A 12,331-nucleotide genomic window follows, 5' to 3' on the forward strand; every position below is an offset into this window, starting at 1 on the left:
TAACGCACAGATTACAAAATAAAAGCGCCCCAAGTATGACAAAATGGCAGGGTTTCGCCACAATAGGCAGTTTACTGGCGCAACAAACCTGGCCGGATACCAGTACTCCGTCAATATCACCTAAACGGGGCGCTGTATAACTTGAGGAGACAGGCGTGGCTTTTACCGTATCCATAGAGTTGAACCGCGAGATTGAGCTGGCCGCTTCCTACGATGAGGCCTTTGAGTTGTTGTCTGATGTGCCCCGTTCCGTCAGCTATTTCCCCAAGATCGACCAACTGGTGGACCTGGGCGACAACACCTACCGGTGGGAGATGGAGAAGATCGGCATCGACAAGTACTCCATCCAGACCGCCTATGCCTGCAAGTACCGGTCGGACAAGGACTCCGGCAAGATCACCTGGGAACCAGTAAAGGGCGTGGGTAATGGTGTGGTCCGGGGCAGTTGGACACTGACCGCCATTGATGACAACCGCACCCGGGCACGCTTCCAGACCTCGGCGGAGTTGACGCTGCCGCTGCCCGGGCTGCTCAAGCTGGCCATCAGCCCGGTGGTCAAGCACGAATTCAACGGACTGGTGGATACCTACATGAACAACCTGAAGAAGGCGTCCTGAATCCCCGGTCTGATGTGAAGCTATTGCCACAATAGCGGTGAAAGCAGGACGCAGGCGCCGCGAGAAGGTATAATTGGCGCCTGATTCATTGCCAGTTTTGTAAAACTCCGGAGTTCCCATGGCCGATCGCAAGGCACGGGTAGAGCGTAATACCCTTGAAACCCAGATTACCGTCGAGATCGACCTGGACGGTACCGGCAAATCCAGCTTTGATACTGGCGTGCCTTTCCTGGAACACATGATGGACCAGATCGCCCGTCATGGCCTGGTTGACCTGACCATCAAGTCCACCGGCGATCTCCATATCGACGATCACCACACCGTGGAAGACATCGGTATCACCCTGGGCCAGGCCTTCAAGCAGGCCGTGGGCGACAAGAAGGGCATCCGCCGCTACGGCCACGCCTACGTGCCTCTGGACGAAGCCCTGTCACGGGTCGTCATCGACCTGTCCGGCCGTCCCGGGCTGCTGATGGACGTGCCCTACACCCGTGCCTCGGTAGGCGGCTTTGACGTCGATCTGTTCGCGGAGTTCTTTCAGGGCTTCGTCAACCACTCCATGGTTACGCTGCACATCGACAACCTGAAGGGCAAGAACACGCATCACCAGATTGAAACCGTGTTCAAGGCCTTCGGCCGCGCCCTGCGCATGGCTATTGAAATGGATGAACGGATGGCCGGTATCACACCGTCCACCAAAGGGTCGCTGTAAACCGCCCCGGACACTTTTTCAGGACTGTTCCCCGATCATGAATACCGTTGCCATTATTGACTACGGCATGGGCAACCTCCATTCCGCCCGCAAGGCCGTGGAGCACGTCGCCCCGGACGCCACCGTGCTGGTCACCGACAAGGCCGACCGGATCCGCGAGGCAGACCGCGTCATCCTGCCCGGCGTCGGCGCTATCCGTGACTGCATGGCGGAAATCCGCCGCCTGGGTGTGGATACACTGGTGCGCGAAGTCTCTGCGGACCGTCCGTTCCTCGGCATCTGCGTCGGCATGCAGGCCATCATGTCCCGCAGCGAGGAAAACGGCGGCGTCGATTGCATCAACCTGTTCGACTCCCAGGTGCGCTTTTTCGGTGAAAACCTCACTGAGAATGGTGAACGCCTGAAAGTACCCCACATGGGCTGGAACCAGGTCTGGCAGACCCAGGATCACCCACTGTGGCACGGTATTGATGACGGCGACCGTTTCTACTTTGTCCACAGCTACTATGTCGAATCCACCGGCAACCACGATATTGCCGGCCGCACCCACTACGGTGTCGACCTGGCGGCGGCGGTGGCGAGAGATAACATTTTTGCGGCGCAGTTCCACCCGGAAAAAAGTGCACGGGCGGGGCTGCAGCTTTTGAAGAACTTTACCAACTGGTCCGGAAACTGATCCGATCACCAGGCGGGCACTGCCCAAGGTAGTGATCTGGTGGGTGGGAACCCTTTCCGGGACCTTCAAAAACATGGACGTTTTTGAAGAGCCTACAGGGATGTATTCACGGCGTATCCCGAAAAGGGTTCCCACCTGCCAGAGCACGGGCGGCGAGCCCCAAGGCCAATTGGCCAAAGCCAAAGGACACACAACCGATGCTGATAATCCCCGCGATTGACCTGAAAGACGGCAAATGCGTTCGCCTGAAACAGGGCCGGATGGACGAATCCACCCAATACGGTGACGACCCGGTCGACATGGCCACCCGCTGGGTGGAAGCCGGCGCCCGCCGCCTGCACCTGGTCGACCTCAATGGCGCCTTCGCTGGCGAACCCGTCAACGGTGAGATCGTCCGCGCCATCGCCAAACGTTATCCGGACCTGCCCATCCAGATTGGCGGCGGCATCCGCTCCGCGGAAACCATCGAAGCCTACCTCAAGGCCGGCGTACAGTGGGTCATCATCGGCACCAAGGCCGTCAAAGAGCCCGGGTTCGTTACCGACATGTGCAAACGGTTTCCCGGCCACATCATCGTCGGCCTTGATGCCAAGGACGGCCGCGTGGCCACCGACGGCTGGGCCGAAGTCTCCGAAGTCATGGCTACCGACCTGGCTAAACGCTTTGCCAACGACGGCGTCGACGCCATCGTCTACACCGACATCAGCCGCGACGGCATGATGCAGGGCGTCAACGTCGAAGCCACCGCCGCACTGGCGGAAGAGGGCGGCATCCCCGTCATCGCCTCCGGCGGCGTTACCAACATGGACGACCTCAAACGCCTGGCCACCGTCGCCGACAAAGGCATCCTGGGGGCCATCACCGGTCGCGCCATCTACGAAGGCACCCTCGACGTCACCGAAGCCCAGGCCTATTGCGACAGCCTGGGAACTGTCTGAGGAGATCGACATGGCACTGGCAAAACGCATCATCCCCTGCCTGGACGTGGACAAGGGCCGCGTGGTCAAAGGCGTCAACTTCGTGGATATCCGCGATGCCGGCGACCCGGTGGAGGTAGCCCGCAAATACAATGAGCAGGGCGCCGACGAAATCACCTTCCTGGATATTACCGCCAGCCACGAAAGCCGCGACACTACCTACGAAACCGTGGAACGCATGGCGGCGGAAGTCTTCATTCCCCTGACCGTGGGCGGCGGCGTACGCACCGTCGACGACATCCGCAAACTGCTCAATGCCGGTGCCGACAAGGTCTCCATCAACACCGCTGCGGTCTTCAACCCCGAGTTTGTCAGGGAAGCCGCCGAGCGCTTCGGGAGCCAGTGCATCGTTGTCGCCATCGACGCCAAGCGGGTCAGTGACGAAGGTGAAGAACCACGCTGGGAAATCTTCACCCACGGCGGCCGTAAGCCCACCGGCCTGGATGCCGTGGAATGGGCCCGCAAGATGGTCGCCATGGGCGCTGGGGAGCTGCTGCTCACCAGCATGGACCGGGACGGTACCAAGATCGGCTTCGACATCGGCCTGACCCGGGCCATCAGCGATGCCGTCGTGGTGCCGGTGATTGCCTCCGGTGGGGTGGGCGAACTACAGCACCTGGCGGATGGCGTCACCAAGGGCGGAGCTGATGCCGTGCTGGCGGCCTCCATCTTCCATTTCGGCCAGCACACCATTCCCGAGGCCAAGGCCTTTATGAAGGGGCAGGGGATCGAAGTCCGGGAATAGTTCGTAACTTGCCTGATAGGCATGGTGCATGCCTCGCCAGATTGAAGGGTTTTCCGGGACACGCCGTAAATCCATCCCTGGAGGCTCTTCAAAAACGTCCCTGTTTTTGAAGGTCCCGGAAAACCCTTCAACCTGGCGGGGCCAAGGATATGCAAATGCCTTAAGCTGCCTTGGCTTAAACCTAGATCAATCCTTACTCTGGCTGTCTCGCCACTGCGGGAACGATCTCCGGCTTTTGCTCTTCCGCAAACATCCGCCGATTCCCGTTCCGAATAGCCCACACAGCACTGACCGTGGCCACAGCGATACCCTGTTCATCAAGCGTGGGCAGGACCTTTTCCAGATAGTCGACGGTGACAGTGTGGGGATGGCCTATGGCGATGGCGGTGCCGTTCTCCCGGGCTTTTCGGATCAGTAGCTGGAACTGCTGGTGAACAAACTCTTCAGTCTGCTCATGGTCCAGGAAGACATCGCGGGTGAGGGTGGGAACGTCGTTTTCCGCCGCCGTCCGGCCCGCTATCGTTGAGGCAATGGTGCGGCTGTCCACGAAGTACAGCGGGTGGTCGCGGAGTTCCTCCATGACCCAGGTCATAGGCCCAGGGAGCTGGGTCAGCAGGCTGCCCATGTGGTTATTGACGCCTTTTGCATAGGGGACGGCCCGCAGCGACTGGCGGAGAGTGGCAGTGATGGTGGGCCGGTCCATGTCGGCGGTCAGGCCGCCGGCACCCAGGCCAATATGCCGGGTGTTGTCCATGGGGGCGTGCAGCATCACTTCCTTGTGGTGTCGATGGGCGCTGGTGGCCAGTTCCCGGGTATGGCGACGATAGGGCAGGAAAGCCAGGGTCAGGGGCTGCTCCAACCGGATCAGCCGTTTGCCCTCAACGGCATTGGCCCCCATGTCATCGATGATGATGGCAATGGTGGGCTGAACCCCTTCATCCGCACGGGCGGGAAGGGAGGGCTTGTCGCCCCATGTGGCCAGGGGGAAAGCCGCGAGCAGTGCCAGCGTGGCTGCGATGGCGCCCGGTTTCACTCCTGGCTGGCTCCCTTCCTGCTGAGGATCCCCATGCCCTTGAGCAGATTCAGGGCTGAGCGAAGTTGATAATCCCGGTCGATTTCCGAGTTGCTCGGGGCGTTACGGTCTTCCGGCTTGATGTCCCCTTCGCCGTTTTCCAGATGCCCGCTCAGGCTGGCCTCGCTGAAGAAGGGGCCACCTTCCAGCTCGGTCAGGGTGGCCGGACGCACGGTAATGTCCGGTTCGATACCGCGGGCCTGGATGGAGCGACCATCCGGGGTAAAGTAGCGGGCGGTGGTCATCTTGATGGCGTGGGTCTCATCCAGCGGGATAACAGTCTGCACCGAGCCCTTGCCGAAGGAACGGGTGCCCATGACGACCGCGCGCTCGTGGTCCTGCAGGGCCCCGGCCAGGATCTCGGAGGCGGAAGCGGAGCCGCCGTTGATCAGTACCACAACCGGGGTGCCGTTGGAGACATCACCGGGCTCGGCGTTGAACCGCAGCCGGGAGCTCTGGATACGGCCCTCGGTGTAGACGATCAGTCCCTCATCCAGCAGTGCATCGGAGGTGGCCACGGCCGCCTGAAGAATGCCGCCGGGGTTGTTGCGCACGTCGATAATCAGGCCGTCGAGGTCGCCGTCGTTCTCCGACATGAGTGTCTCAATGGCGTCGATGAACTGGTCGCCGGTTTCATCCTGGAACTGGGTGATGCGTATATAGCCATAGCCGGGCTCCAGCGTACGGGACTTGATGCTGGTGACCTTGATAACGGCCCGCTCCACGTCAATCTCGATGGGAGCGCTTTCGCCGTCCCGCATGATGGTCAGGGTCAGCGTGGTGCCGGGTTCGCCCCGCATGCGGGTTACCGCATCCTGCAGTGACATGCCCTTCACCGGTTCGTCGCCCAGCTTGATGATCAGGTCGCCGGCCTGGACGCCGGCCTTCTGGGCGGGGGTGTCATCGATGGGTGCGATCACTTTCACGAAGCCGTCTTCCATGCCGACCTCAATGCCCAGGCCGCCGAATTCGCCGGTGGTGGTTTCCTCCAGCTCGGTGTAGGCCTCGGGCTCCAGGTAGGCGGAGTGGGGGTCCAGCCCGGAAAGCATGCCCTTGATGGCATTTTCCAGGAGCTCCTTATCGGAAACGTCCTCAACGTAGGCATCCTTGATACGACTGAACACTTCCGTGAATTTGCGCAGGTCATCCAGGGGCAGGGCCCCTTCCTCGCTACCCATGGTGTCAGCGTGCGGCGAGACTGCCTCCGCAGGCTGCGATTCCTGGGCCGTGGCGGTTACACCGTAGAGGCAGGTGGCTGCCAGTAAACCGCCAAGGAGTGTGGTTTTACAGCTATGGATAACCGGTTTCATTCAGTGTCCCTGTTCGGATTCATGGATACGGCTGTCAGTATGGCGTCCCCGGTTCCTTTTGTCAGCCATGGCTGGGACGGGGGCTCCTGGAATTACTGGCGCTCCAGCCAGCGCATCGGGTTCTGTGGCTTACCGTTGTGACGCAGTTCAAAGTACACCGCCGGGTCCTGGGTGCCTCCGGTGCGACCGGCCAGGGCAATGGTCTCCCCGGCCCGCACCCAGTCCCCGGGGCTGGCCAGCAGGCTGGAGCTATGGCCGTACAGGGTCATGTAGCCCTCGCCATGGTCGACAATGGTGAGCATGCCAAAACCCCGCAGCCAGTTGGAGAAGACCACGCGACCGTAATGGACCGAGCGTACTTCCGCCTCTTCTTCAGTGTTCAGCAGGATGCCATTGCGACGCAGGTGCCCCTGGGCCATGGAGCCGCCGAAGGCTGCCACCAGGCGCCCCTGGGCCGGCCAGTCCAGCTTACCCTGGCGCTGGTTGAAGGGTTCGGTCTCGGTGGGGGAGGGAATGCTGGCAATGGCTTCTTCCACCTCCCGCAACAGCTTTTCCAGCCGGTTCCGGTCGGCTTCCAGGGTGCTGCGCTCGTCCTTGCGCTCGCTGATGTCCTGTTTGAGCGCCGCCAGGGTCTGTTCCCGATTGGCCTTCTGTGTTTGCAGGGATTGCTGTCGCTCACTGACCTGCTCCTCCAGCCGGATCACCTCGGCCTGGGCCTGCAGCTTTTGCTGGCGGGTGGCCTGTAGTTCGGTCAGGGTCTCGTTGAAGGTTTCCAGGCGCTGGAGGTTGTCGCCGCTGAGGTATTCGTAGTAGGTCATGGTGCGGGCGATCTCTTCCGGATCGGCCTCGTTGAGCAGGACCTTGATGGCTGGGGCTTTGCCCTCCATCCAGGCGCCCCGGAGCTGTCGCTTCAGGGCGGAGCGTTGCTCCCGCAGGCTCTGATCCAGTTCCTTTTCCTCACTCTCAAGCTGTTCCAGTTCCCGGGCCTGTTGTCGGCGTTGCTCCTGCAGTTCCCGGCGTTCGCGGGTCAGGCGGCTGATTTCCCGTTCGGCATTTGCCAGGGTCTGTTCCAGTTCGCTGCGGTCTTCCTCGGCGTCGGCCAGCCACTCGTCGATCTCCGCGATCTCTTCCTTGAGGGCTTCAACCTGGGCAGGAGTGACCTGGTCCTGACCATGGCCCATGCTGCCGGCAGTCAGCAGAAACGCAACAAGCGCCAGCCGGAGTTGTCCGGTGGCGCTTGTCAGCGGGCGATGTCCGGCGTTCCTGGCCATGGGGTGTCGCATCGGTGTGCCGGTCAGTCCTGGCTGAGGGTGACCAGGCTGTGGCCGGTCATGTCTCCGGGTTGCTCCAGGCCCATCATTGCGAGCAGGGAGGGCGCCACATCACTAAGGCTGCCATCGTCCTTCAGGCTGACCTTGCGATGGCCGACATACACCAGCGGCACCGGGCCGGTGGTGTGGGCGGTATGGACCTGGCCGGAGGCGGGGTCGGTCATCTGCTCGCAGTTGCCGTGGTCGGCGGTGATCAGGGCCTCGCCCCCGACCTCGTCCAGGGCATCGGCGATACGGGCGATGCACCGGTCGACGCATTCGGCGGCCTTGATGGCGGCGTCCAGCTTACCGGTATGGCCCACCATGTCGCCGTTTGCGTAGTTGCATACCACCAGGTCGTACTTGCCGCTGCGGATGGCTTCCACCAGCTTGTCGGTCACCTCAGGGGCGCTCATTTCCGGCTGCAGGTCGTAGGTGGCCACCTTGGGGGAGGGCACCAGGATGCGATCCTCGCCCTCGAAAGGTGTTTCCAGGCCGCCGTTGAAGAAGAAGGTGACATGGGCGTACTTCTCGGTTTCGGCAATGCGGAGCTGGGTCTTGCCCAGGTTGGCCACATACTCGCCCAGACCGTTCTTGAGCTGTTCCGGCGGATAGGCGCAGGAGGTCCTGATGTCGGCAGCGTACTCCGTGAGCATCACGAAATCTGACAGCTTCGGGTGCTTGCGGCGCTGGAAACCGTCGAAATCATCCTCCACGAAGGTGCGGGTCATCTCCCGGGCACGGTCGGCGCGGAAGTTCATGAACAGTACCGCGTCGCCGTCGTTGATGGTGGCGTCCGGATCGTCGTCGCCCTGGATACGGGTGGCCTTGACGAACTCGTCGTTCTCGCCGCGTTCGTAGGCTTCGTCGATGGCGGTCAGCGGGTCCGGCGCGGTGAACTCCGCGTCGCCCAGGGTCAGCAGGTTGTAGGCCTGTTCGACACGGTCCCAGCGATTGTCCCGGTCCATGGCGAAGTAACGACCGACAATGGAGGCGACACGGCCGACGCCCAGGGCCTTCATCTTGTTGGCGGCCTTTTCCAGGGACGGGCGGGCACTGCGGGGCGGCATGTCACGACCGTCCAGGAAGGCGTGGATGTAGACCCGAGTGGCGCCCTTTTGCGCCGCCAGTTCGGCGGCGGCCAGGATGTGATCTTCGTGGGCATGGACGCCGCCCGGAGACATCAGCCCCATGAGATGGACCGCGCCATCGTTGGTGACCGCCTTGTCGATGGCGGCCAGGAGCGCCGGGTTCTCATTGAAGGTGCCGTCCTCCAGGTCCTTGTCGATGCGTGTCAGGCTCTGGTAAACCACCCGGCCGGCACCGAGGTTCATATGGCCGACTTCCGAGTTGCCCATCTGCCCCTGGGGCAACCCAACGAACATCCCTGAGGTGTTGATCAGCGTCTTGGGAAATTCCGCCCAGGCCTTGTCCCAGAACGGGGTGTCGGCCTTGCTGATGGCGTTGTCTTCAGCCGGGTCACGGTGGCCCCAGCCGTCCAGTATGATCAGTGCCGTCGTCTTGCGAGTGCTGGTCATTACGCTTTCCGGTGTGGTTGTGGGTGCGCTGGTGCATCTCGGGCCCGTGGCAGGCCGGCATCAGCGTCGCCTGAGAATTTGAAGCTGAATTCTAACCCGAATAGGGTGTGACGGGCTATGGAAGCTGCCTTCTGTCGCCGGCGGAGGGTGTGTATAATCCGCCCAAATTATTACTTCGGGACAGGTTCATGGAACGGTTGTTTGAGTTCGTCGTAAATCACTACATTCTGGTATCCATCTTTGTGGCCCTGCTGCTGGCGCTGTTTTTCCTGGAAAGCCGTCGTGGTGGCAAGAAGGTGTCGGCGCAGGAAGCTGTGAACCTGATCAACCGGGATGAGGCCGTGGTGGTGGACATTCGGGATCGTAAGGAATTCAATGAAGGGCGCATTACCGGTTCCATCCATATCCCGCTCAACGCCATCAAGGAGCGAGCCTCGGAATTGAAGAAACACCAGGACAAGACGGTGATCGTGGTGGACAAGATGGGGCAGCATGCCGCCATGGCGGTGAAGCAGCTCAATGGCGAGGGCTACACCAATGTGGTTCGTCTGAACGGCGGTATCGGTGACTGGAAGGCCTCGAACCTTCCCCTGGTAAAGAAATAAGAATATCGACTGACACACTGAACGCAAATAAGGAAAGATCATGGCTGAGAACAATCAGCAGGCTGCCGGCGGCGGCGATAACGCAAACCAGAACCAGCCCCAGTTTGCGCTGCAACGTATTTACGTAAAGGACCTGTCGTTCGAATCCCCGAACGCCCCGGACATGTTCCAGCAGCAGTGGAAACCGTCCGTCAACATGGACCTGAACACCTCCCACAAGAAGGTCAGCGACACCCAGTACGAAGTGGTGCTGTCCATCACCATCACTGCCAAGGTGGACGAGAAGGTCGCTTACATCGTGGAAATCCAGCAGGCGGGGGTGTTCCTGCTCAACGGCTTCCCGGAGCAGCAGGTACCGCCGATGCTGGGCGCGTACTGCCCGAACCTGTTGTTCCCCTACGCCCGGGAAACCATCGACAACATCGTCACCAAGGGTAGCTTCCCGGCCCTGATGCTGGCGCCGGTGAACTTCGACGCCATCTTCGCCCAGGCGGTGAAGCGCAAGCAGCAGGAGCAGGAACAGCAGGGTGCGGAAGCCCCGGAAGGTCAGCAGACGCACTGACGTCGACCTCGATACTCTCCTGAATCACGCAACCGGCTTCGGCCGGTTTTTTTGTGTCTGTTTGCCAAGCCACGGCCCGCCCTGCATCACCATTCAGTTCATCCGAACTATCTTGCCGACCAGATTTTTTCATTTAAACGATAATAAAAATACAAATCGTTGTATTTAAAATTGACATATGAGAATTATTGAATGAGAATCGTTATCGTTTTTGTCGAGCGGAGACGGTAAGTGTTCAATCAAACAAGTCGAAGTGTGCTGGCGATTGCGCTTCTCGGTTCCCTGGCGGGCGAGGTGACGGCGGAGAAGCGCTACCTGGACGAGATAGTGGTGACCGGGACTCGTAGCGAGCGGACCGTTCTGGAGACCCCGGTCCGTACCGAGGTAGTGACGTCGGAGGAAATCAGGAAGACCCACGCCCGGGACCTGCGGGAGGCCTTGCTCAATGTTGCCGGGTTGCAGTTGAAGGAAGTGCATGGCAAATCCGGCTATGAGGTGTGGCTGCAGGGTTTTACCGCGGACCAGACCCTGGTGCTGGTGGACGGCATGCCGCTGAATGCCACCACCGGTTCATCCGTGGATGTCAGCCAGTTGTCCGTCCTGGAGATTGACCGGATCGAGATTGTGAAGGGCGCTGTGTCCGCCCAGTACGGCAGCTCCGGCATGGGCGGCGTGGTCAATGTCATTACCCGGCCCATTGAGCCGGGCTGGAAAGCGTCCCTGGACGCCGATACGGGATCCTATGGCTCCGACAACCCCTCCGGCGAGCGTTACGATCCGTCCCGCTACAACGCCTCCGCCATGGGGGAAACCGGAAACGGGACCTGGGGGCTGAGAATAGCGGGCGAGACGCGCCATACCTATGGCATCGACCCGGAACCGGAGACCTGGACACGCCCCGGCAACGAAATCACCCGCGACGACATCCATGCCCGGTTGCAGTGGACACCGGGAGATAACCATCGGGTCACCCTGGAGGGACAGAAATTCACTGAAACCTCCATTGCCCGCTTCATGAGCACCGGCCAGCGCAATGGCAAAGATGAGGATGTGGACCGCTGGCGGGTGTCGCTGGCCGGCGACCATAACCTGGCGGGGTCGCTGGAGGGAAGCTGGTTCGCGGTCCATGAGGACCTGACCGACGACACCATCAAATACACCCCCAGCGCCTATTACGACGATCGCGATGCCAGCATGACCCTGTCCCAGGTTTCCGGGGAACTGGGAACCTGGCTGGGTGATAGCCAGCGGCTGCAGGGGGGGGTGGATGTACGCCGGGACACCCTGGAACAACTCAAGGATGGCGCCGCGGAAGTGGATGGTGAGCGGGAAAGCTACGAACTCTGGGGACAGCATACCTGGATGCCGACGGACAGCCTGGAGGTGGTGACCGGCATCCGTGGCCAGAACGATTCGGACTTCGGCAATCATGTTGCTCCCAAGATCAATGCCCGATTCGATGTCGGAGACGGTATCGGCTGGGACGGTTTCGTACGCGCCGGAGTGGGGGCCGGATACCGGGTTCCCAATCTGAAGGAGCGTTTCTATGTCTTCGATCACAGTCAATTGGGGTATGTGGTGTACGGCAATCCCGATGTGCAGGCGGAGGAGAGTGTCAGTTACCAGTTGGGGCTGGGCGTCCACCGCGACAAGCGGCTCTGGGTGGAGGGCAACGCTTTCTTCAATGACATCGATGACCTGATTGCCACCGAGTATACGGGCACGGACAACGGCGTGGCGGTCTACAGCTACGCCAACGTCAACGAGGCCCGGACCTGGGGGCTCGAAACCACGGCGGGCTGGGAGTTTGCGGAAGGCTGGAGCCTGACCGCCGGCTATACCTGGATGCAGACTGAAGACCAGGCCACGGGCCTGGACCTGAATCGTCGCCCTGAACATCAGGCCAACCTCGCCCTGGACGGGCAGACCTGGATAGACGGCCTTTCCTGGCTGGCGCGGGTTCGCGGGCAAAGCTCCGAATACGTTGATGCGGGGCTGGACATGGAATCGCCCGGCTATACCACCGTCGACATGAAACTCAATTATCTCGCGTCCGACTGGCTGAGTTTGTATGGCGGTGTCGACAACGTCACCGATGTTCAGCGGGACTTTGATAACGCGAGTGAAGACTTCAGACCCGTTGGCGGCCGTTATGTCTATCTCGGCTTTTCCGTGGACTTTGAAGGGCTCTGAAAGCCCGACCTCCC

At 61.0% G+C, this 12,331-nt stretch carries 12 protein-coding genes; 8 read left to right on the top strand and 4 right to left on the bottom strand.

Annotated features, from left to right (window positions below):
* Positions 1 to 155 precede the first annotated feature (155 nt).
* The 5 genes from ACJO2E_RS10430 (at position 156) to hisF (ending at position 3,727) form a co-directional block, all read left to right on the top strand.
* Complete coding sequence (locus ACJO2E_RS10430; protein ID WP_406963807.1) at positions 156 to 617, top strand: SRPBCC family protein; 462 nt, start codon at positions 156 to 158, stop codon at positions 615 to 617.
* Positions 618 to 735: 118 nt separating this feature from the next.
* A complete protein-coding gene (gene hisB, locus ACJO2E_RS10435) occupies positions 736 to 1,329 on the top strand; it encodes an imidazoleglycerol-phosphate dehydratase HisB (protein WP_328190300.1) in 594 nt (197 codons plus the stop codon).
* Between the two features lie 37 nt (positions 1,330 to 1,366).
* Complete coding sequence (hisH, locus tag ACJO2E_RS10440; protein ID WP_406963808.1) at positions 1,367 to 2,005, top strand: imidazole glycerol phosphate synthase subunit HisH; 639 nt, start codon at positions 1,367 to 1,369, stop codon at positions 2,003 to 2,005.
* Between the two features lie 197 nt (positions 2,006 to 2,202).
* Entirely contained in the window at positions 2,203 to 2,943 is a 741-nt protein-coding gene (gene hisA / locus ACJO2E_RS10445) for a 1-(5-phosphoribosyl)-5-[(5-phosphoribosylamino)methylideneamino]imidazole-4-carboxamide isomerase (protein ID WP_406963809.1), read from the top strand.
* Between the two features lie 10 nt (positions 2,944 to 2,953).
* The gene (gene hisF, locus ACJO2E_RS10450; RefSeq protein WP_406963810.1) at positions 2,954 to 3,727 is read left to right on the top strand and encodes an imidazole glycerol phosphate synthase subunit HisF; all 774 of its coding nucleotides are present in this window, start codon (positions 2,954 to 2,956) and stop codon (positions 3,725 to 3,727) included.
* Between the two features lie 193 nt (positions 3,728 to 3,920).
* On the opposite strand, the gene ACJO2E_RS10455 is transcribed toward hisF, so the two are convergent.
* The 4 genes from ACJO2E_RS10455 to gpmI all read right to left on the bottom strand — a co-directional run bounded on the left by ACJO2E_RS10455 (position 3,921) and on the right by gpmI (position 8,957).
* Positions 3,921 to 4,760: a divergent polysaccharide deacetylase family protein gene (locus ACJO2E_RS10455; RefSeq protein ID WP_406963811.1), complete on the bottom strand. Its 840-nt coding sequence runs from the start codon at positions 4,758 to 4,760 to the stop codon at positions 3,921 to 3,923.
* Positions 4,757 to 6,109 carry a S41 family peptidase gene (locus ACJO2E_RS10460; protein ID WP_406963812.1) on the bottom strand — a complete coding sequence of 451 codons (1,353 nt, stop codon included), beginning with the start codon at positions 6,107 to 6,109 and terminating at the stop codon, positions 4,757 to 4,759. The genes ACJO2E_RS10455 and ACJO2E_RS10460 overlap by 4 nt, the downstream gene beginning before the upstream one ends.
* 92 nt (positions 6,110 to 6,201) lie before the next feature.
* Positions 6,202 to 7,380: a murein hydrolase activator EnvC family protein gene (locus ACJO2E_RS10465; RefSeq protein WP_406963813.1), complete on the bottom strand. Its 1,179-nt coding sequence runs from the start codon at positions 7,378 to 7,380 to the stop codon at positions 6,202 to 6,204.
* A gap of 23 nt (positions 7,381 to 7,403) precedes the next feature.
* A complete protein-coding gene (gpmI, locus tag ACJO2E_RS10470) occupies positions 7,404 to 8,957 on the bottom strand; it encodes a 2,3-bisphosphoglycerate-independent phosphoglycerate mutase (protein WP_406963814.1) in 1,554 nt (517 codons plus the stop codon).
* A 188-nt stretch (positions 8,958 to 9,145) separates the two neighbouring features.
* Here gpmI and ACJO2E_RS10475 point away from each other — a divergent pair, with 188 nt between their 5' ends.
* The 3 genes from ACJO2E_RS10475 (at position 9,146) to ACJO2E_RS10485 (ending at position 12,317) form a co-directional block, all read left to right on the top strand.
* On the top strand, positions 9,146 to 9,562 hold the full coding sequence (locus ACJO2E_RS10475; RefSeq protein ID WP_406963815.1) for a rhodanese-like domain-containing protein: 417 nt from the start codon (positions 9,146 to 9,148) through the stop codon (positions 9,560 to 9,562).
* A 40-nt stretch (positions 9,563 to 9,602) separates the two neighbouring features.
* Entirely contained in the window at positions 9,603 to 10,124 is a 522-nt protein-coding gene (gene secB / locus ACJO2E_RS10480) for a protein-export chaperone SecB (protein ID WP_406963816.1), read from the top strand.
* A gap of 231 nt (positions 10,125 to 10,355) precedes the next feature.
* Complete coding sequence (locus ACJO2E_RS10485) at positions 10,356 to 12,317, top strand: TonB-dependent receptor plug domain-containing protein (RefSeq protein ID WP_406963817.1); 1,962 nt, start codon at positions 10,356 to 10,358, stop codon at positions 12,315 to 12,317.
* The last annotated feature ends 14 nt before the right edge of the window (positions 12,318 to 12,331 follow it).

It is taken from the genome of Marinobacter shunpengi (assembly GCF_045449695.1).
In the GTDB taxonomy this organism is placed as follows: domain Bacteria; phylum Pseudomonadota; class Gammaproteobacteria; order Pseudomonadales; family Oleiphilaceae; genus Marinobacter.

Bases quoted from the DNA above. Each gene is read 5' to 3' on its own strand.
- hisF (WP_406963810.1), top strand. From the start codon at position 2,954: ATGGCACTGGCAAAACGCATCATCCCCTGCCTGGACGTGGACAAGGGC.
- hisH (WP_406963808.1), top strand. From the start codon at position 1,367: ATGAATACCGTTGCCATTATTGACTACGGCATGGGCAACCTCCATTCC.
- gpmI (WP_406963814.1), bottom strand. From the start codon at position 8,957: ATGACCAGCACTCGCAAGACGACGGCACTGATCATACTGGACGGCTGG.
- secB (WP_406963816.1), top strand. From the start codon at position 9,603: ATGGCTGAGAACAATCAGCAGGCTGCCGGCGGCGGCGATAACGCAAAC.
- ACJO2E_RS10475 (WP_406963815.1), top strand. From the start codon at position 9,146: ATGGAACGGTTGTTTGAGTTCGTCGTAAATCACTACATTCTGGTATCC.
- hisB (WP_328190300.1), top strand. From the start codon at position 736: ATGGCCGATCGCAAGGCACGGGTAGAGCGTAATACCCTTGAAACCCAG.
- hisA (WP_406963809.1), top strand. From the start codon at position 2,203: ATGCTGATAATCCCCGCGATTGACCTGAAAGACGGCAAATGCGTTCGC.
- ACJO2E_RS10460 (WP_406963812.1), bottom strand. From the start codon at position 6,109: ATGAAACCGGTTATCCATAGCTGTAAAACCACACTCCTTGGCGGTTTA.
- ACJO2E_RS10465 (WP_406963813.1), bottom strand. From the start codon at position 7,380: ATGGCCAGGAACGCCGGACATCGCCCGCTGACAAGCGCCACCGGACAA.